Source organism: Bhargavaea sp. CC-171006 (genome assembly GCF_009761675.1).
Classification (GTDB): Bacteria; Bacillota; Bacilli; order Bacillales_A; family Planococcaceae; genus Bhargavaea; species Bhargavaea changchunensis.
This window is the reverse complement of the sequence record NZ_QUZH01000007.1, coordinates 30,989-49,689: the sequence shown is the minus strand read 5'-3', so window position 1 is coordinate 49,689 and position 18,701 is coordinate 30,989. Positions and strand designations below refer to the sequence as shown.

Below are 18,701 nucleotides of genomic sequence, written 5' to 3'. Positions count from 1 at the left end.
GGATTAGGGAGATTGCAATGACTGGAAAAGAAAAGACCGAACAGAATACCGGCAAACGGCAAAAAAACGGGATAACCGGCCGCTCAGGTGAACGGACATTCCGCGCGACAAACCGGACGGCTGAGCGGCAAAAAACTGCCGGACGGAATAAAGCCTCCGTGGCCGCAGTTCCTCCACCGCAGCGTACAGCAGGCAAAGTGTTCAAGGCAACCAACCGGACCGCGGAGCGGGAAAAGGCGCTTGCAGGTGCACGAAAAAAAACGGCGGGAAAACAGGCTGCAACGGAAGGCGGCCGGCAGGAGGTCGGCCGCTGGGTCCAGATCCGGCTCATTCCGATCTGGCTGCGCGTACTGTTGTTTCTGATAGGTGTCGTGCTGGCCGCCGTGCTGGGCGTGATGTTCGGCTACGGTGTCATCGGTGACGGCAAGGCACTTGATGCACTGAAGCCGGAGACATGGCAGCACATCTGGAAAATGATCAAAGGCGATGTATGACCGCCATCAGGCAGGCCATATTGAAGGAGGAGCACGTATGTTGACGACAGAACAGATTCAGGCAATCCTGCCGCACCGCTATCCGTTTCTTCTGGTCGACCGGATAACGGAACTGGAAGAGGGCAAGCGGGCAGCAGGCTATAAGAACGTGACCATCAATGAAGATTTCTTCAATGGACATTTTCCCGGCTATCCGGTCATGCCGGGTGTCCTGATCGTCGAGGCGCTGGCGCAGGTAGGGGCGACTGCAGTACTTTCGATTGAAGACAATGCAGGCAGGCTTGCGTTTTTCACCGGCATCGACAATTGCCGCTTCAAACGGCAGGTAAAGCCTGGTGACCGGCTGGATTTGGAAGTCGAGCTCACGCGCCTCAGGGGCACGATGGGCAAGGGCCATGCCATCGCCCGGGTCGACGGCGAAATCGCATGCGAAGCGGATATCCTGTTCGCCATCGGCCCCAAGGCCGAAGCGTCAGAAGCCTGACTTCATTTAGCATGTGCAGGAAAGTCCGCTTCATGCGGGAAGTGCAGGCTGAAATAGGAAATGAGAATTTAATCATCGTTCCTCCCCAAACGGCCAAGCTAAGACCATCGCGCAGGCCTGCGTGATGACCGAGGCAGAGTGGCCGTCCGGACGGCCGTGCTGAAGCCTTGCACAAAAGCCGGAGGGGAGGATTTTTAATGCTGAAAAAAGCGGCACCGACACTGTTTGCCACCGCTGTCATACTTGCGGGTTGCAACGGGAACAACCAGGACGCACTCCCGGCAAACAACGAAACTCCGATGGAGGACATCCAGGACGGCAATAACCGGATGTACGATGAAGACCGGATCAATGACGGAAACGGTGACGGCATGAACGGGAACGGGACAAACGGCCCCGTCGACCGAGATGGTACGGGACCGGGATTCGGTGAGTTCGGAAATGATAACGGCGGAGGAACGGATGTCGAACAGCGGAAAGATATCATAGAAGATGATCTTAACCGCAATGGAAACGGCAATGGCGGCGGCATGGGCGGCGGCTGATGAAAAAGAACCCGGCTCGGGCAGGCGCCCGGCCGGGTTTTGTCATGTAAAGAACCGCCTGCAGAGGCGGCAAGCTCAGGAATTTTGTTTATCCCGGTCGCGCTTAAGCTGCGGCCGGTTTTTCATGTCTGACCTGAAACGGTCAAGCATTTCGTCTCCCTGCAGCCCTTCGGCGATCAGTTCCTCGAGGAGGTGTTCGGCGTACTGGGAACGGACCCGCTTTAGCGGTCCTTTCAGAAGGATTGAGATATGGTCGCCGATTTCTTTTACCGCATAAACGGCGAGCCTGAATCCGGCAGGTTCGTTTTCAGGGTAGGAAATGACAGCCTTTGCGTTAAGAACTTCACCCGATTCAAGCCATTCATCAAACACCGGCTTGTGCTCTTTATCGATGAACATCTCCAGGATCCAGGAGCGGCGGCTGTTTTCTTCATTGATGATGATTCCGTCGAAAAGTGGGCAGGAAAAGAATTCTCCGTCATTCCTCTCAAAATGGACAGACAGCAGTTTAAATGATTTCACAGGGCTTCACCCCCCGGTATTTTGTACGCCCAGTATACCATACCGGAACCTTGCAGAAATATTCTTTCGTAACTGCCAAAATTCGATTTTAGAGGTGACCGAAAAAAACAGAAAACCCAGTTATGACAAGGATGCAGCTATTTGCTTAACCGGAGTTCATTTTGGGCAAAAATCAATTTTGCCGCAAAATACGGGTCCAATCTTCAAAAATAGCGTTTTGCTTCCTGCCTCTCTGCTCAAGTATGCTTGGCTCAACTACAGTGAAGGAGGTGAACGATTGAATCAGGTGGCATTGGTCGGGCGTCTTACGAAGGATCCCGAACTGAAGAACCTTTCGGAAGGGCGGGTCCAGACCAGTTTTGTGCTGGCCGTCAACCGAAGGTTCAGGAATGACCGGGACAATGACGCGGATTTTGTTTTGTGCACGGCCTGGGGAAAAGCGGCAATCAACACCGTGAAGTACTGCGGCAAGGGATCGCTTGTCAGCATCGGAGGCCGCCTGCAGGCAAGATCCTATGAAAAAGACGGCAACCGGGTCTATGTCACGGAGGTGGTGAGTGAGGAAGTCCGCTTCCTTGCTACAAAACCGCCTGCCCGCACGACTGTTGTGGCCGACAGTCCGCAAGGGGGCAATGCAGCAGGGACAAATGCCGGACCATATCAGAACACAGGGCCGGAAGAACGGGTAAAGCAGGACTACCATCATGACCGACACGGAAGTCCGGCTGTCAGGGGACAGACCCTTCCGCCCGAGCTGGTATTCGAAAACCGGAAAGAAGAAGACCAAGAAGAACCGATCCGGCCATGACCCGGGAATCCGGCGGGACCGCAACGCCGGAAAGCCCGGATCGCTAACCGGACCCATTAGGGCCATCCCACACACCCTTTGATCAGGAAACGCCACCCTTCAGAAAGGAACTTATGGCATGGAGCACATTAAGCAGCAGCTCGGCCGGACCGAGCAGCAGATTGAGCAGCTGATCCGGATTGTCGCCCATCTTAACGAGCGTGTCATTTATCTGGAGAAAAAGCTGAGTGATCGTCATTGGCAAGAATCGGATGTTCTGAAATTCGTCATGAAGCGATGAATGAGTGAAAAATGGTGGAGAATACAGGATAAAAGATGGCCCGGCCATGGGGGTGGCCGGGCCGTCTGCTACATAGGACAGCTTGATATGAAATGGAAGGATCGTCAACGTTTCACAAAAGATCATCAACATCTCACCAGAGATCATCACCGTTCCGCCGCTCACCCGATCATGAACAGGTCGTTCAGTTCTTCGTCAGTGAGTTCCGTGATCCAGGCGCCGGACTGGATGAGGTCGGCGGAGAGAGCAGCTTTTTCGGAGATCATCTTGTCAATCTTTTCTTCGATTGTGCCGATGGTCACGAATTTGCGGACATGCACAAAGCGATCCTGGCCAATCCGATAGGCACGGTCGGTCGCTTGGTTTTCGACAGCCGGGTTCCACCATCGGTCAGCATGCAGCACATGGTTGGCTGCCGTAAGATTCAGCCCGGTACCGCCGGCCTTCAGCGACAGGATGAACACCGGGAAGCCGCCGTCCTGAAATTCCTCGACGAGACTGTCGCGGCGGCCCTTCGGCATGCTGCCGGTCAGGAATGGTGCTTCAATGTCATAAAGGCTGGACAGGCAGTGACGGATCAGTTCCCCCATGCCGATGTATTGGGTGAAGATGAGCACCTGCTCGCCGCGGTCGACAATATCCGCTGTGAGCGTCATGATCCGCTCGAGCTTCTTGGACCGGGCAATCATCTCATCCGGCTCCGCGAACGGCTCCTTCAGGAAAAGGGAAGGATGGTTGCAGAGCTGCTTCAGCCGGCTAAGCATTTTAAGGATGATGCCGCGCCTGCGGAATCCTTCCGCTTCCATAAGAGTCGCTTTTGTTTCGCTGATATAACCTTCATAAAGTGCGGCCTGCTCTTCGGTGAGCGGCACGAACTCGTTTTCCTCGAGCTTGTCGGGAAGGTTGAGCTTTAGCGCCGGGTCTGATTTGATCCGCCGCAGAAGGAATGGGGAAATTTTTGCTCGCAGACGCTGCATCTGTTTTTCCGAACCGTCCCGCTCGATCGGCCCGATAAATGCTTCCTGGAACTCCGAGAAGCGGCCCAAGTAACCTCTGTGGATAAAATCGAAGATCGCCCATAGTTCTGCGAGCCGGTTTTCGATAGGCGTGCCTGTCAGGGCGATGTGGTGCCTGCCCCTGAGTTTCCTAACCGCCCTGGACTGTTTGGTCTGCATGTTCTTGATGTTTTGAGCTTCATCCAGCGAGACGGCGTCCCACTCCATCGCAGTCAGTTCCTCATGATCCTGCATGAACGTGCCGTAAGTCGTCAGGACAAGGCCGTTGCCGAGTGATTCCAGTGCGGCTTCCAGATCACCGCCCTTCAGGCGGGAAATTCCGTAGTGGATAAGGACCGGGTGTTCCGGTGCAAACCGCTGTAGTTCTTTTTGCCAGTTTCCGATAACTGAGGTAGGGCAGATGATGAGGGAAGGGGCTTCCGCGTTCCCGGATTCCCGGGCATGCAGCAGGTAGGCGATAAGCTGAACGGTTTTGCCGAGCCCCATGTCGTCCGCAAGCACCGCCCCGAATCCATGATTCCGCATGAATACGAGCCAGTCGAACCCTTTCTGCTGGTAGGGCCGGAGTTCCGCCTGCAGTCCGGAAGGTACAGGGGTTTCCGGGATGCCTTCCTTGCTGCGGATCCTTTCCACCGCGTCTTTCAGCGAATGCTGGAGAAGGAAATCAAACAACGGATCATCTTCGTCCTCGTCCTCCGCTTCTTCCCGGCCCGTACCGAGTTCCTCTTCAAGGTCCCTGAACAGGAGGTCCTTGACGGTCCAGCCGCTTTTCTCCGCCGTCTCCATCATCTCCCTGATGCGGGCGAGCCATGCGGCGTCCAGCCGGAACCACTCATCGCCCGCACGGATGAACTCACGCTTTTCCTCGACGAGCCGCTTGAAATATTCGGCGGAAATGTCGGAACCGCCTAGAGAAAACGTCCAGTTGAAGTTGAGTGCATCCTCAAGGCGGGCATTGCCTGAAGAGCCGGCGGAGGCGGATGCCCGCACCCGTACACGGCGCTCCGCGGCTTCCCGGAGCCAGCCCGGCAGGATGACGTCGATATCCAGCGCTTGCAGGAGCGGCAGATCGTCTTTCAGGAATTTCCGAACCTCATGGTCCTCGAGTGAAAGAGCGATAAATGAGCCGTCCCCGACGCCATGTTCTACGGAGAGGACGGTGCGGATGCTGGACTGCATCCTGGAAACGGGGCCGGCATGCGTTTTCCACTTTTTCGGCAGAGACTCCGATGGGGGCTTTGAGACCTTGCCTGCTGCCGGTGTCCAGTGCGTGCCGGTTTTCGGGTTCACAAGGATGCTCTCCAGCATCCACCCGTCATCCTCATCTTCCGGCTCCGACAGACGGAGCGCCATTCGGAAGGGGAGGGGGGCGTCCGTTGTTTTGGCGGCCTCCGACCGGCGGAAGCGGATGACGTCTTCCAAACGTTCCTGCCCGATTCCCCCTTCAGCCAGGATTTCAGCAAAGACCCTGTCGAGGAGGCGGGCTGCTTCCGCTGACACGCTTTCCGCTACCTGCAGCGAGCCGCCCGGTGCCCCGATGATCCTGGGCAGGCCCGGTTCCCGGTAAATGGCCGCGGCTTCTTTGAAGATGCCGATCCACCGCTCGTCTTCATCCGACTTTCCGAGATAGCGGACAAACGGGTGGGAATCGCCGAACGATTCGACCACTTCACGGCTTCCTGCCCGGACAGCACCGTCACTGTCTTCGATGAGGAGTCCCATATAAGAGCGCGTGTGGCTGAAAAAGAGCAGTTCCTTCAGTGGCCGGCTTCCGATAAAATCGCCGGACGAATCGAATCCGGCAAACAGAAACCTGCCGTCGGGTGATTCGCTGACGGACAGACGGATGTCGCGGTTCAGTGTGAGCGGCTTCATGACAGCAGTCCTCCTTTCTCAAGTTCCTCCATGAGTGCGCGGAGCCGCTGGTGGCGCCGACGCAGTGCTCCGACGTAGCCGGACCACCATTCTGACCGTCCGGCTTTTTTCGCAGCGCGCTTCATTTTTTTCAGGATGCGGACAGCCTCCCGGTAATTCTGCCTGTTCTTCTGGGCGATCTGTTCCTCCACATGAATATTCATGAGGAAGACAGCCTCCATAGGGGCTTCGTCCATCATCGTCTTCAGACCGGTCCGCTCAATCCTTTCGAGGCTGGAACGGTTCAGGTGATGGTACGCCGCCCATTCCCTGTAATGGCCCTTGCTGAGGAGAAATTCTGCATATTCAGCCTCTGCGGCGCTGCCGCATCGGAACAGGATATCGGCCGCCGTTTCATCTGGTACGTCTGTTTCACGGCATAGGTCGGCAAGTCTCCCGGCTGCGGTGCGCTGGTCCAGAAATGATACAGATTCCATGTAGTTTCCGATCTGCGGAACAAGCGACATAAGGAGGTTCCTTGCCTCATCGGATTGTCCATTTTCTGCAAGGCTCGATGCCATGTCCAGATAGGAAGGGAAAAGCGGCAGGTCGCTTTGGCCGAGCGGTGTATCCAGACCCGTGGCCGGAACTCCGATAAGCACTTCCAGATAAGCGGTCATGAGCCGAAGGGCAGGCCGCTCTTCATCCTCCTCATTCATCTGGCGAAGCTTATCAAGCTCACGTTTTCCGGCATCGCTTCCGCTGAAAAGGGATTCCCACATCTCACGGTAAATGCTCAGCCACCTGCCCTGGGCATTTTCAGCGGAAAGGGTCAGCGACCGGATCAGCTCCTCCAGATCCCGATAAAACGGGTCGGCGGCAAACAGGCGGCGGGTGGTGGATAGAAGCTTCAGTTCGTCTCTGATGCCGTCTGTGAGTGAATCGAGCAGGCGCCCGTACTGCCACCGATCATATCCGATTGAGAAGCCTCCCGCCGGCGCACCGGCAGTGACTGCATGAAAGCCGAACAGCCCGGCATACAGCCGGAAAAGCGGCTTCCACTCCTGTTCGAGAGGCTCCGCTTCCCGCACCTGCTGGCGGTAAAGAGTGACTGCAGACGAAATCATATGAAAGGGGACATTGTCCCCCATCGGAGGGAAAGTTCCCGTCAGCTGACCGAAAAACTCACGCCATGCTTCCGGTGTTTTTTCCGCCGTACGGGATGGAGCAGCGGTATGGCTTGCGGAGTGGCGCCACTCCGCAAGCCAGTCCGACAGGGAGGCGAAACGCTGATATAGCGCGAAATAGGCGGCCGTAGTATGCTCGCACCCCTTATCACCATGGACACTGCATAATGCCCGCGGGTTGTACAGGCGGATTTCCGCTTCCGGCTGGGGATAGCCGGGGAAGGCGAACCGGACAATCCCGGTCTGATCGGACTGAAGAAGCCGCAACCAGTCATTCCGGACCATCATCGCCGCCTGGCGGAACCGCCGTTCCCTCACTTCAAGTGTGACAGGAAGCCGCTTCTGCTGCTCCATCGCATCAATTATTTCCGTTCTATATATATCGGCAACTTCTGTAAGCTGATCGATCAATGAACACACCGCTTTCTCTGGGCTGTTTTCCTGGCAGGAAGGAACGCCGGGCGCCCGGAAATGCCCTTAAACTAAAAAAGGCTGTCCCTCCATTATACGATGACTGGAAACAATCGTAAACGGAGGGACTGCCGATTCTCTTTAGGATGTCAGTCGAGTCTCATGTCTTTGAAAATATCCAGCATGCGCCTGGTGACTGACAGCATCTCTTTCCGTGTCTTGGGATCCTGCCCGGAGACAAATGAAATCAGCTCCCGCAACTCTGCCGACTGTTCGATAACTTCACCGTACGATTCTGCGAACGAGGCATAGTATCGGGCTTGTGCCTCCCGGGCCTCCTCGAGCAGCCTGGCCGTGTCCCGGCCACCACCACCGTATGGCCTGCCAAGCATCATGGCCAGGAATTGCTCATCTGTCATTCCGAACACTTCTTTCGCCCTGACCAGCAGATCATTCGGAAAGTCCCGCTTCCCGAGCTCATAGTTGGAGAGCACGGCCGGTTCCACGCCAAGCCGGTAAGCCATTTCTCTCTGTTTGATGCCGAGCACATCTTCCCGATATTCCCGGAACTTATCTTGAATTGCCACGATTCCATTCCCCCTTCGGGCCTGTCATGGACCCAAATTAACGGTTGGAAAGGAACCATCGTGCTTAATCAACAAAACGTTGATGATAAATCGTCATTTTGTCGATTTAAGTCTTTGAATTAACGAATATTGTAAATATGATGATAGCAATGGATCAGGGAGAAAGGAGCGGTTGAGATGACGCGGTATGAAATAAGGGTAATCGGAAAAAAGGACGGAATCAGGCCGGGGAAGTGGAGGCTCATCGAGAGAAAGGGAGGAGGGATGACCGGCTACAAGGTGGTCATGGAAGGAGACGGAGATTATATCCGGCTTCCGGAAATGGATTATGGGCCATTCCGCCTCAGCAATGTCAGCATGGATTTTACTGAGCAGGCCATTGTCTTCTATAAGCCGGTCGAGGACCGCCAGCTTTTCCGTGAGACCGGACATGCCTTCCTGTCATCCTATGTCATGGAATTCGGGAAGGACGGCTTTGGTTTCTTCGTGGACGCCAGCAGCAGACCCCGGAAAAAGAGCCGGAAAAGTCCGGGCCACAAGGAATAAAAAGATACCGGGCTTCAAGCCCGGATTATTTTGTATGCGCTTTCATATAATTATGGTAAACTGTCGATAACGGAATATTTAGAAAAGGAGGGAGCCCCATGCTGCACATCCAACGAATGAAGCCATTTTACGTTACGCAGGAACAGGCGAAGGTGAAGTTGGTCTTTGAGTATCAGTATTTCACGATCAAAAAAGGTGAAGAGCTTTTTCATTTCATTCCGGCGGAGGGGAAAGAGATCCACATCAACCTCCAGAACCTTCAAGTCGAAAATCTCGGTGACATTTTCGTTTTCCAGAAAGGCAGCCGCTTCATCCGCCTCCCGCTTTATCAGTTGCTGCTCATTTCAGATATACACACCCATCTCAAAGAAATCCTGCAGGGGGCGGACATTATGGAAAATGACCCGCTGCTGCTCGAACCCGGTGAAGCGGAAAATCTGATCGAAGAACTTGAACGGATGAACCTGTTGAACCTGATTGACCGCGCACTCGAAACAGGAGACCGGGACCTCTTCCACCATCTGACCGGTCAGTTGAATGGAACTTTATAAAATAGATGAAATCTAAAGAACCCGCCGTATGGTTTCCGGCGGGTTCTTGGCGTTTGGGATAAGACTTCACAGATGATGGAGTACTTCGAGCATCAGCGTACGAATAATCGCACCTTTTGGATAATCCTCAGGACCTGTGTCGTTTGAATGAATACAAAACAGCTTTTATTTGGTAAAGTTGGAGAGAAGCTATTAACCTATCGGGCTTGAAGGGGTATGGATGTATGTTCATTGAATTCAAATTCTGGCGTTTCCTGCTGAATCAGCGGAAACTGACGGACCGGATGGACGTGTTTGTGATGAAGGGCTTCAGATGGCGGATAGCCGGACTGTTCATCTCCGCGGCCGTCCTGTATGCCCTGATGGACATGTGGGGACTTGGGTCGAGGGGCCTCACGCCAATCGCCGTCAGCGGCGCGGAGGAAACGTTCGCCCTCAGGCGGATTTTGTCGCTCGCAGCCGCGGTCCTCTGGTCTGTCATTTATACAGCGTTTCATGTGTATGTCGTTTCGTTCATCCTACATAAGCTCACAAATGCCGGATACCGGAAACTCATTGTCCTGCAGCTGTTCGTGGCAGCGATTCTGCTTTTGGAGAAAGCAGTCGTTTTTGCAATTTTCCTGGCCAGCGGAGCCGCCACGCCGGTCTCGCCGCTGTCGTTCGGCCCGCTTGCCTCGACATTCCTGACGCATCCGGTCCTGATCTACTTTCTGAACCAGCTAAGTCTTGGAACTGCGCTTGTTGTTGCATACCAATTTCGTTTTATCCGCCAGCTCCTTCCGGAAGCCGGCCGGAGCCTTCTCTGGATCATCATCGGCCTCCAGGTGCTGATGGCGCTTGCCGTGTCCCTTTTTGGGATGATACCGGCCGAGAGCTTGTTCACGGAGCTTTTCGGAGGAGGTGGGTCGGTTGAATAAGTTTGTGAATATCGCTGTCTCGGTTGCCGTCACCGCTTTTATCGCGACAAATCTTATGTTGCTGTACGGCGGGAAAAGCCTGATTCCGAAAGATGTCTATGCGCCCGAAACCGAGCGCATGGTCGCTGCTGACTATGCGAAAAAGATGGCCAAGGAAGCGTTTGTCATTCCCGATACGGTCTACACAGCGTATGTGGACAACGATGCGACTGTGGAGGAGTGGCTTGTCCAAGAAGGGGGAGCGGTCACCGCCGGACAACCGATCGCAAAGTTGGATTCGGGCCGGATGGAAGGCCAGCGTTCGGTCTGGCAGGCCGAACAGAGTGCACTTGAAGCCCAGGAGCGCGAACTGGAGTCCACGCTGAGCCAGCTCGAACAGGAACGCCTATCTGCGGAATCCGGGTCGGGCTCCAATACCAACGCTGACGAACGGTTTGGAAACAGCAGTCCCGGGAACGACAATCCGATTGTCGACCTGAGTGTTGATGTCAATGTTGATGTTCCTCAGGAAGGGGCCTATGCCCATGCCATTGCCGCGGTGAAAAACCAAATAGCGGACATCAGGCGGCAGCTGACGGTCGTCCAGGCCCAGCTGGAGCAAAGCGGGGACTCACCTTCACTTGTCAGCCCGGTGGAAGGAACGGTCGCCAAGGTCCACAGGCAGGGGCAGCAGCTTGCCGTGGATTTGTATTCATCAGAGCGGACGATCCTGACATTTGCAGCCGGCGAAGAGTGGCAGGACATCCAGCAGGAAGACCGTGTGTTCATCCAGGCGCCCGGCCTTGATGCCGCCATCGAAGGCAGTGTGTATTCTGTTTCGGAGGTCGAGGCACCGGAATCGAAGTGGTTGGACACTTACAAAAGCCTCGACAAACGTGATGTCAGCAACCCGCTGGCCTATTACGAGGTGAGGATCCTGCCGAATGAGAACGTCGTCACGCTCCCGTTCGCGAATAATGTCAACGCCGTGATCTACACTGAAGAAGCGTTCGACGCGGTCGCTGTGAAGTCCGGCGCCCTCTCCGGCAGATACAGGGATGAAGCGATTGCCACGGTGATCAACGGTGATGGATATGCTGTGGACGTGCCGGTCATCACGCCGTTTGACTGGAAAGGGCAGAGCGTCATCACGGACAACCTGTATGCGGGTGACTTCGTGATTACGGGTCCGATCTATGACCGGAATATCTCGCCTCCGGCTATCATCCTTCCGATGCCGCTAGAATGGCCGTCCAAAGACGAATGGAAAGCCCATGACTGGCGCGATTATATGCGTTTCATGTTATTCCGATAAGCTCAACTGCAGCGAGGCCGTCCGAATTGCGGGCGGCTTTTCGTGTTTATCCCTATGTGCAGCGGGTAACCTCAAACTAGACTGCTAAAGGAGGCGTTAGGAAACATGACTGAACGTAGAGTAGTAGGTTATTATGACAACGAACAGCAAGCAATCGATGCAATCGAGGATCTGAAACGCCAGGGGTACGGATCGGATGACATTTCCGTCATCTCGAAGAACAATGAAGACGTGGAAGCTATCGAGGATGAGACAGGCACACAGGCTGCCGAAGGCGCGGCGACCGGTGCTGCGACAGGCGGCGTACTGGGCGGCCTCGGCGGCGTGCTTGCCGGTCTCGGAGCATTGGCTATCCCGGGCATCGGGCCGATTGTCGCCGCGGGTCCGGTCGTTGCCGGACTGACCGGAGCGGCTGCAGGTGCGGGCGTTGGCGGACTTGCCGGCGCACTGATCGGCATGGGTGTGCCGGAAGACGAGGCGGAGCGCTACGAAACGTACTTTAACGAAGGCAAGATTCTTGTCCTTGTCGACCGCAATGCCAGCGTAGAAGACACATCCTTCGGGGTGGGAAGCTCACTTGCCGATGAAACGACATTCACTACCGGCCGCGACCGGATTGACGAATCGGCCGCCACAACTGATCGTACAATGCTTGATGACACGGTGGATCCTGCAAACCGTGACCGGTTCAACGATCCCCTATAAATCGATTTTCGGACGCATCACTCCGCTGCACTTAAGTGCAGCGGTCTTTTTTTATGAATAAAGCCGCAGCGGGAGTGGCACGATGAAAGAAGTGAATGAAGAAGGAAAGGATGCGTCCTTATGTTTGATGGCTGGGGAGAAGGGTGGGGAGATGTCCACTTTTGGGAAATGGTCTTCCGGACAACCGTATCGTTCGCGGCACTCCTGCTTCTGACAAGGCTTCTCGGCAAAAAGCAGATGAGCCAGCTGACGTTTTTTCATTACATTACCGGAATCACGATCGGCTCAATCGCAGCGAATATCGCCGGTGAAAGCGAGACACCATTCTGGAACGGCCTTGTTTCACTGGTCGTCTGGGTGCTGCTTGTCGTTCTTCTGAGCTTCATCACCCTTAAATGGGGCGGTAGCAGGATGATACTCGACAACCAGCCGACCATTGTGATCAGGGATGGCCGACTTGACGAACAGGCGATGAAATCAGTTCAGCTGCACTTGGATGACCTGAACATGATGCTTCGCGAAGGGGGAGTCTTTACGATTAAAGATGTACAGTATGCCGTCCTGGAAACCAACGGCGCGCTGAGCATCCTTCAGAAAGTTCCCCAACTTCCCGCAACCAAAAAAGACGTCAAGGCAGGCGGGGGCCCTCCTCAGTACATGCCGTCGGAAGTCATCGCTGACGGAAGGGTCAACCGGAAAAATCTGAAGCAATACGGACTGAGCGAGGATTGGCTGCTGGAGGAGATCAGAAAGCATGGGGTGTCCCGCTCAGATCAAGTGTTTTTTGCGCAACTATTGGAAGACGGCACCCTCGATGTCACTCTGAAACAGCCTAAATTAAAAAAATGAACCTTGGGACTTGTTAGATTTAACGGGTCTCAAGGTCTTTTTTTGTACCTCATGAAAACGATAAGGTGTCTGCTCCAAATATGTAGCCCAAGATAGATGATTCCATTCAGGTAAATCTCGATAGCATTCAAAAGACAAATAAGCTGACGGTTGCGGACAGTGACAGCGGCAACACGTACAAACTGAAAGCGAAAGAAAGCACCAGCACGTTCAAGGCGGACGGCCCGGGGACCTTCACGGCAAAGAGATGATCATTACAAGTTCCGTTCCGGAAAATCTTCCGGAACGGGTTTTTGCTATCGGAAATAAAGATTACAATATGATTACATCACTGGGAAAACGGAAATAGAAGAGTACTAGACAGAAGGCGGTGGATACCAATGGTAAACCCGAGGCGGGAAGTGGAAATATTGCTGGAAGAGAAGATCCGTCAGCAACGCAAACAGGCACGGCCGCCGAGACGGCCAAGACGATACAAGACTTCTGTGAGAAAAGCCGCAAGCTATGTAGTCCTGGATTTTGAAACGACCGGATTCCGCTCGGGTGCGGACCGGATCATACAGATCGGTGCAGTCAAATACAAGGACCATGAGAAAACCGGCACGTTCGAGACGCTCATCAATCCGAAGCGGCATATCTCGCCTAGAATCACCCAACTGACCGGCATCACAAACGACGCCGTGAAAAACGCCCCCATGATCGACGAGGTCATCGGCGGACTGATCGACTTTATCGGCGACCTCCCGATTGTCGCGCATAACGCATCATTTGACATGGGCTTCCTCTATGCCATCGAAGACCTGTACGGCATCCAGATCCCGGAGTATACGGTGATTGACACGGTACAGCTGTCCAGAAAAGTCATCACTGAAACACCTGATCACAAACTCACCACGCTGAGCCGTTACCTGAAGCTTGAGCACGATGCGCACAATGCCATCGGGGACTGCCTGGTCACGGCCAAACTTTATCAGCACTGCCTTGGCGTCATCGGTTGAACGGCCTGCCGCCTGGCAGGCTTTTTTATATGCGGCGACTTCCTCCCGGTCTGGTATACTTACAGCTATGAAAGAACATGCCTTGCAGGCTGAGGAAAGGAAGACCGGCCCATGTGGAAGATTTATTTGATGCTGACGCTCGTGATGTTCATGTGGGGACTGAACCTCCCGATGCTGAAGTATTTGCTTGAGTTTGTAGGGCCCGTCACGATGACGTCCCTCCGTATTTCCACCGCTGGGGTAGCCGTCTTCATCATCCTCTCGGCCATGAAAATCATCCGTCTTCCGCGCCGTTCTGAATGGATTTATATCATCCCGGGAATGCTGCTGAACGTCGTGGCACATCACTACTTCCTGAATGCGGGACTGACCATGACCTCCGGCACCAATGCCGCACTCATCCTGGGGACAGGACCGTTCCTGACCGCAGTGTTCTCTTCGCTGCTCATCCGGGTGTTCCCGTCCAGGTTGCAGTGGCTCGGTGTCCTTCTCGGACTGATTGGTGTCAGCTCGGTTGTCCTTGCAGGCGGCGGACTGTCGGACATCTCACAGGGTGACGTTTTCATCTTCCTGTCCATCGCCGTACAGGTGCTCAGTTTCCTGATAGTTGCTAAAGCTGCGGCGACACTCGATCCGAGGCTGCTGACAGCCTATATGCTTCTGATCGGCGGCTCCACCCTGTTTGTGATCGGCCTGTTCGCGGAACCAGGCGAACTTGCCGCGTTTGGACAGGTCCCTCCGACATTCTGGCTGATCTTCGGGCTCAGTGCCCTGTTCGGAACCGCCATCAGCCATATGCTCTACAACTACTCGGTCGGCCAGGCCGGTCCGACCAAAGCCGCCATCTTCATGAACCTGAACACCTTAATCGCACTTCTCGGCTCCGCCGTCTTCCTCGGCGAACCCCTTACCAACCGTCACCTGCTCGGCCTCGTCCTGATCGTCACCGGCGTCCTCTTCGGATCCGGAGCGGCGGAGGATTTGTGGAAGAAGCGGAAACAGCGGAGTGCTGACGAGTCGGGGTGAGACGTTGACCATCTGTTGTGAGACGTTGATTATCTTCGCTGAAACGTTGACTAAGTTTAAAGAAATGTTGATTAACTTCATTGATGCAGAATTCATAAAATTAAAAATTCAGTTATTGCGTCACGGCTCTCCTTCCCCTATGGTAAAGGAAACGAAGCCGGACGCTTTTTATTTTGCGATCCCCCTCCGGCCGGAGAGGAGACTCAAGTGGATACGACTGACTGGGAGGTTCATCGCCTGGAACGCGCCGTTGTTCGTCTTCAGCCTGAGGAATTGGAAGAGGTGGGCCGGACAGACGTGCCGACAGTTGAAGCGATGCTGGGCATCGCCTCAAACGATGGGAAGTTTGAACGGGAGAGAAGGCAGGCGTTGGAAGATATTGAAACCATCCTTTATCGGAAAAGAGCAGGGAGGGCAGGGGAAGAGGCGGTAGAGCAGACACTTTCGGAAGTGATTTTTCCAGAAGGGACACATGTATTTAGAAACGTCTCGCTACTGATCAGGAAAGGCTACCGGATTGAAATCGATGTCCTGATTCTCACGCCAAGCTTTGTACTGGTCCTTGAAGTGAAGAATATTGCCGGGACTCTCTTTTTCAATGAAGGGGAAGGGAAGACCGTCCGCATCCGGGAGAATGGTCAAACCGATGAGTTTGATTGCTATGTAAATCAGCTGGATCGGCAGATTAACGGCCTTAATCAGTTTCTGTCCACCCTTCAGATTTCATTGCCAGTCTATGGGGCCATCGTCTTGGCGAACCAGAACACAGTCGTGAAGAAGCGGCCGGCCACGTACACGCTCCTGTACCGGAAACAGCTTGCGCGTTATTTCCGGTCACTTGTGGCAGATGGGCTGCCACTTGCTACGAAGATATTTGCCCGTTTAGCCGAATTGATCGGATCTCAGGTCCCCGACAGCGCCAGACTTCCTCTACGTCAAGAACTGGAACTAAACCCGAAGCTTTTTCGAACGGGTGTGCTCTGCCTCAAATGTCACCGGCTGATCCACAACGTCCGTAAGCGAAGCTGGTACTGTAAAACCTGCGACCTGCCGGGAAGAGAAGCGGTGCGCCAGGCGGTTGAAGACCGCCTGATCTTGATCGGGCCGGAAATCACGAACAAGCAATGTAGAGAATTTCTCCGGCTCCGGCATAGTTCCCAGGCGACAAGAGTCCTGAAGTCCCTGACTCTGATCAAATATGGTGAGCCTCCTGCAACCCGTTACGCTAAATTGGGCAACGGTCCGCTGATGTGGGCGGAAGAACAGGGGATTGAGGTACCTGGTGAGAATATATCAACGTCTCAATGAAATATGTCAATGTCTCAATGAAATATGTCAACGTCTCAATATAATAACGCAACGTTTCACCCTAATTACGCAACGCCACTCTTCTATCCGTCGCGGAGGCCATCATAAACTGACTGATAAGGAAAGGATGATCACTATGGCACTCAGGATCAATCCGCTGGTGGAGCAGACGCCGCTTTCGGGGATCCGTCAGATGTCGAACCGGCTTGCGGAGCATCCGGGGGCGGTGAATCTGACGGTGGGACAGCCGGATTTTCCGCCTCCGGATGAGGTGAAAGAGGCGGCGCGGCAGGCCATTGCACAGCGGGGGACGGGGTATTCGATGAATGCTGGGCTGCCGGAGCTGAGGAGGGCGGCTGCCGAGTACTATGGCAAAAAGTATGGGTTCCTTTATGATCCGTCAACCGAGACGGTGATCACAGCGGGCGGGAGCGGGTCGATGGATGCAGTGCTTCGGTCGATTCTGGAACCGGGCGATGAGGCGATTATCCCGGTACCGATTTACGCAGGCTATGAACCGCTGATCCGTTTGGCCGGTGCGTCTCCGGTTTATCTGGATACCCGGCGGACCGGGTTTATCCCGGACCCGGAAGCGCTTGAAACATTGATCACGCCGAGGACGAAGGTCGTCATCTTCAACAACCCGTCAAATCCGACCGGTGTCGCGATCCCGAAAGACCAGATGGACCGGCTCGCCGAGGTGCTCGGCAGGCATGAGGTCTTTATCCTGTCTGATGATATCTACTCCGAGAATACGTTCGACGCACCACATCAATCATTCGGAGTCTACCCGGCGCTCCGGGACCGGCTGTTCCTGATCCATGGCCTTTCAAAGTCCCATTCGATGACAGGGTGGCGGATCGGGGTGCTGTTCGGGCCGGCAGAGGTGATGCAGCACATCGTGAAGATCCACGCGTACAATGCTATCTGTGCACCGACCCCGTCTCAGTATGCGGCAATCGAGGCGTATACGGGAGACACTGATGCACCCGGTAAAATGAACCGGACCTATATCAAGAGAAGGGCATTCATCACCGCAGCACTGAAAGACATGAATCTTCCTCTCGTCCGCCCGACCGGTGCTTTCTACGCATTTCCCTCAATTGAGGAATTTCCGCTCACCTCAAAAGACTTCGCCATCCGGGCACTCGAGGAAGAGGGCGTGGCGGTCGTCCACGGCAGTGCGTTCACCATGTACGGAGAGGGACACATCCGGATCTCCTATGCCGCCAGCATGGACCAGTTGGAGAAGGGAATGGAGCGGCTCGGCACGTTTGTCCGGAAGGTTCGGGGAGACATGCGCACCGGCGTTCCGGATCCGCCTGTTAAATAGAAACCGGATAGTGGTATGATTAACTTGAAAACATGATCCGGACGGTGGATGATTATTGGAAAAAATAGAAGTACTGAATATAGAACTGGATAATTACACAAAAGAAGAATTATTGATTGAGCTTCTGGAATCAGTCAAAAATAACCGGAAAAGATTTCTGGTTACTGCCAACCCCGAAATCATTATGATGGCCAGGCAGAATCCGGAATTTGCGGGAGCTATACAATCAGCTGATTATGTAGTCCCGGACGGTATCGGACTGATTATAGGCTCACGTATTATCGGACATCCATTGAAGGAACGTATACCAGGTGTTGAATTGGTGGAAGAGCTCCTGAAGATCTCGGACGAAAATAATCTGGCGGTCTACTTCTACGGGGCGAAGCCGGAAGTATTAAAAAGGCTGTTAGATTCAGTTAATAAAAAATACCCCGGAATCCGGGTTGCCGGATCAAGTGACGGTTATACAAGTTCTCCGGAAGCTGTGGCAAAACAGATAGAATCTAAATCCCCGGACATAGTCTTTGTAGCAATGGGTGCTCCAAAACAGGAGGAATGGATTTATCGTCACTTTAAGAATTACAGTAAAGGGATCTTTGTAGGCGTCGGCGGGAGTTTTGATGTTCTTTCCGGTACGGTTAAACGTGCACCTGTAATCTGGAGGAAATTGAACCTTGAATGGCTCTATCGGCTTTTACGGCAACCCTCCAGATGGAGGAGAATGATGTTGTTGCCTACCTATCTGCTGGCTGTTATCCGAGACAGCCTGAAGAGAAAGCCGCCCAATGAATAATAAGTTAATGAATATTTGATGTGCTCCGGCATTCCTTCGTAGAACGAAAGACTGCCGGACTTTTTTTGTGTGCGACCATTTACCCACTCCAATTTCTGCTAAATAGATTCTTCTGGCATATTCCTGAATTTTGAATATAATGATAAATTCATAATTGCCACTCTATTATCGGGTGAAAAATTGCATCATAAGG

General features: G+C 54.0%; 20 protein-coding genes. 16 read left to right on the top strand and 4 right to left on the bottom strand.

Annotated features, from left to right (window positions below):
* Window positions 1–17 precede the first annotated feature (17 nt).
* From DZC51_RS03640 to DZC51_RS03630, 3 genes are all read left to right on the top strand, one after another.
* Window positions 18–494 carry a DNA-directed RNA polymerase subunit beta gene (locus tag DZC51_RS03640; RefSeq protein WP_157294019.1) on the top strand — a complete coding sequence of 159 codons (477 nt, stop codon included), beginning with the start codon at window positions 18–20 and terminating at the stop codon, window positions 492–494.
* A 37-nt stretch (window positions 495–531) separates the two neighbouring features.
* Entirely contained in the window at window positions 532–978 is a 447-nt protein-coding gene (gene fabZ, locus DZC51_RS03635) for a 3-hydroxyacyl-ACP dehydratase FabZ (RefSeq protein ID WP_157294018.1), read from the top strand.
* A 197-nt stretch (window positions 979–1,175) separates the two neighbouring features.
* The gene (locus DZC51_RS03630; protein ID WP_157294017.1) at window positions 1,176–1,523 is read left to right on the top strand and encodes a hypothetical protein; all 348 of its coding nucleotides are present in this window, start codon (window positions 1,176–1,178) and stop codon (window positions 1,521–1,523) included.
* Between the two features lie 75 nt (window positions 1,524–1,598).
* On the opposite strand, the gene DZC51_RS03625 is transcribed toward DZC51_RS03630, so the two are convergent.
* On the bottom strand, window positions 1,599–2,045 hold the full coding sequence (locus DZC51_RS03625; protein WP_198304048.1) for a YwpF family protein: 447 nt from the start codon (window positions 2,043–2,045) through the stop codon (window positions 1,599–1,601).
* A 286-nt stretch (window positions 2,046–2,331) separates the two neighbouring features.
* Between DZC51_RS03625 and DZC51_RS03620 the strand changes: the two genes are divergently transcribed.
* Window positions 2,332–2,853, top strand: a complete 522-nt coding sequence (locus DZC51_RS03620; RefSeq protein ID WP_232524054.1) for a single-stranded DNA-binding protein — start codon at window positions 2,332–2,334, stop codon at window positions 2,851–2,853.
* Between the two features lie 118 nt (window positions 2,854–2,971).
* Entirely contained in the window at window positions 2,972–3,133 is a 162-nt protein-coding gene (locus DZC51_RS16190; protein WP_198304047.1) for a hypothetical protein, read from the top strand.
* A 161-nt stretch (window positions 3,134–3,294) separates the two neighbouring features.
* On the opposite strand, the gene DZC51_RS03615 is transcribed toward DZC51_RS16190, so the two are convergent.
* From DZC51_RS03615 to DZC51_RS03605, 3 genes are all read right to left on the bottom strand, one after another.
* Window positions 3,295–6,024 carry a DEAD/DEAH box helicase gene (locus tag DZC51_RS03615; RefSeq protein ID WP_157294015.1) on the bottom strand — a complete coding sequence of 910 codons (2,730 nt, stop codon included), beginning with the start codon at window positions 6,022–6,024 and terminating at the stop codon, window positions 3,295–3,297.
* The gene (locus tag DZC51_RS03610; protein ID WP_157294014.1) at window positions 6,021–7,601 is read right to left on the bottom strand and encodes a hypothetical protein; all 1,581 of its coding nucleotides are present in this window, start codon (window positions 7,599–7,601) and stop codon (window positions 6,021–6,023) included. Before DZC51_RS03610 ends, DZC51_RS03615 begins: the two co-directional genes overlap by 4 nt.
* Window positions 7,602–7,750: 149 nt before the next feature.
* On the bottom strand, window positions 7,751–8,188 hold the full coding sequence (locus DZC51_RS03605; RefSeq protein WP_157294013.1) for a helix-turn-helix domain-containing protein: 438 nt from the start codon (window positions 8,186–8,188) through the stop codon (window positions 7,751–7,753).
* Between the two features lie 177 nt (window positions 8,189–8,365).
* Here DZC51_RS03605 and DZC51_RS03600 point away from each other — a divergent pair, with 177 nt between their 5' ends.
* The 11 genes from DZC51_RS03600 to DZC51_RS03550 all read left to right on the top strand — a co-directional run bounded on the left by DZC51_RS03600 (window position 8,366) and on the right by DZC51_RS03550 (window position 18,508).
* On the top strand, window positions 8,366–8,734 hold the full coding sequence (locus tag DZC51_RS03600) for a hypothetical protein (protein ID WP_157294012.1): 369 nt from the start codon (window positions 8,366–8,368) through the stop codon (window positions 8,732–8,734).
* A 98-nt stretch (window positions 8,735–8,832) separates the two neighbouring features.
* Window positions 8,833–9,285: an IDEAL domain-containing protein gene (locus tag DZC51_RS03595; protein ID WP_157294011.1), complete on the top strand. Its 453-nt coding sequence runs from the start codon at window positions 8,833–8,835 to the stop codon at window positions 9,283–9,285.
* Window positions 9,286–9,509: 224 nt separating this feature from the next.
* Window positions 9,510–10,202: a hypothetical protein gene (locus DZC51_RS03590; RefSeq protein WP_157294010.1), complete on the top strand. Its 693-nt coding sequence runs from the start codon at window positions 9,510–9,512 to the stop codon at window positions 10,200–10,202.
* Window positions 10,195–11,496, top strand: a complete 1,302-nt coding sequence (locus tag DZC51_RS03585; protein ID WP_157294009.1) for an efflux RND transporter periplasmic adaptor subunit — start codon at window positions 10,195–10,197, stop codon at window positions 11,494–11,496. The genes DZC51_RS03590 and DZC51_RS03585 overlap by 8 nt, the downstream gene beginning before the upstream one ends.
* A 105-nt stretch (window positions 11,497–11,601) precedes the next feature.
* Window positions 11,602–12,201 (top strand): general stress protein, encoded by a 600-nt coding sequence (locus tag DZC51_RS03580; protein WP_157294008.1) that lies wholly within the window; start codon window positions 11,602–11,604, stop codon window positions 12,199–12,201.
* A gap of 120 nt (window positions 12,202–12,321) precedes the next feature.
* Window positions 12,322–13,050 (top strand): YetF domain-containing protein, encoded by a 729-nt coding sequence (locus DZC51_RS03575; protein ID WP_157294007.1) that lies wholly within the window; start codon window positions 12,322–12,324, stop codon window positions 13,048–13,050.
* A 380-nt stretch (window positions 13,051–13,430) separates the two neighbouring features.
* On the top strand, window positions 13,431–14,048 hold the full coding sequence (locus tag DZC51_RS03570) for a 3'-5' exonuclease (protein ID WP_157294006.1): 618 nt from the start codon (window positions 13,431–13,433) through the stop codon (window positions 14,046–14,048).
* A 111-nt stretch (window positions 14,049–14,159) separates the two neighbouring features.
* Window positions 14,160–15,074 (top strand): DMT family transporter, encoded by a 915-nt coding sequence (locus DZC51_RS03565; RefSeq protein ID WP_157294005.1) that lies wholly within the window; start codon window positions 14,160–14,162, stop codon window positions 15,072–15,074.
* A gap of 207 nt (window positions 15,075–15,281) precedes the next feature.
* Window positions 15,282–16,382, top strand: coding sequence for a nuclease-related domain-containing protein (locus tag DZC51_RS03560; RefSeq protein ID WP_157294004.1), 1,101 nt, complete (start codon window positions 15,282–15,284; stop codon window positions 16,380–16,382).
* A 136-nt stretch (window positions 16,383–16,518) separates the two neighbouring features.
* Entirely contained in the window at window positions 16,519–17,715 is a 1,197-nt protein-coding gene (locus tag DZC51_RS03555; RefSeq protein ID WP_157294003.1) for an aminotransferase class I/II-fold pyridoxal phosphate-dependent enzyme, read from the top strand.
* Between the two features lie 55 nt (window positions 17,716–17,770).
* Window positions 17,771–18,508: a WecB/TagA/CpsF family glycosyltransferase gene (locus DZC51_RS03550; protein WP_157294002.1), complete on the top strand. Its 738-nt coding sequence runs from the start codon at window positions 17,771–17,773 to the stop codon at window positions 18,506–18,508.
* The last annotated feature ends 193 nt before the right edge of the window (window positions 18,509–18,701 follow it).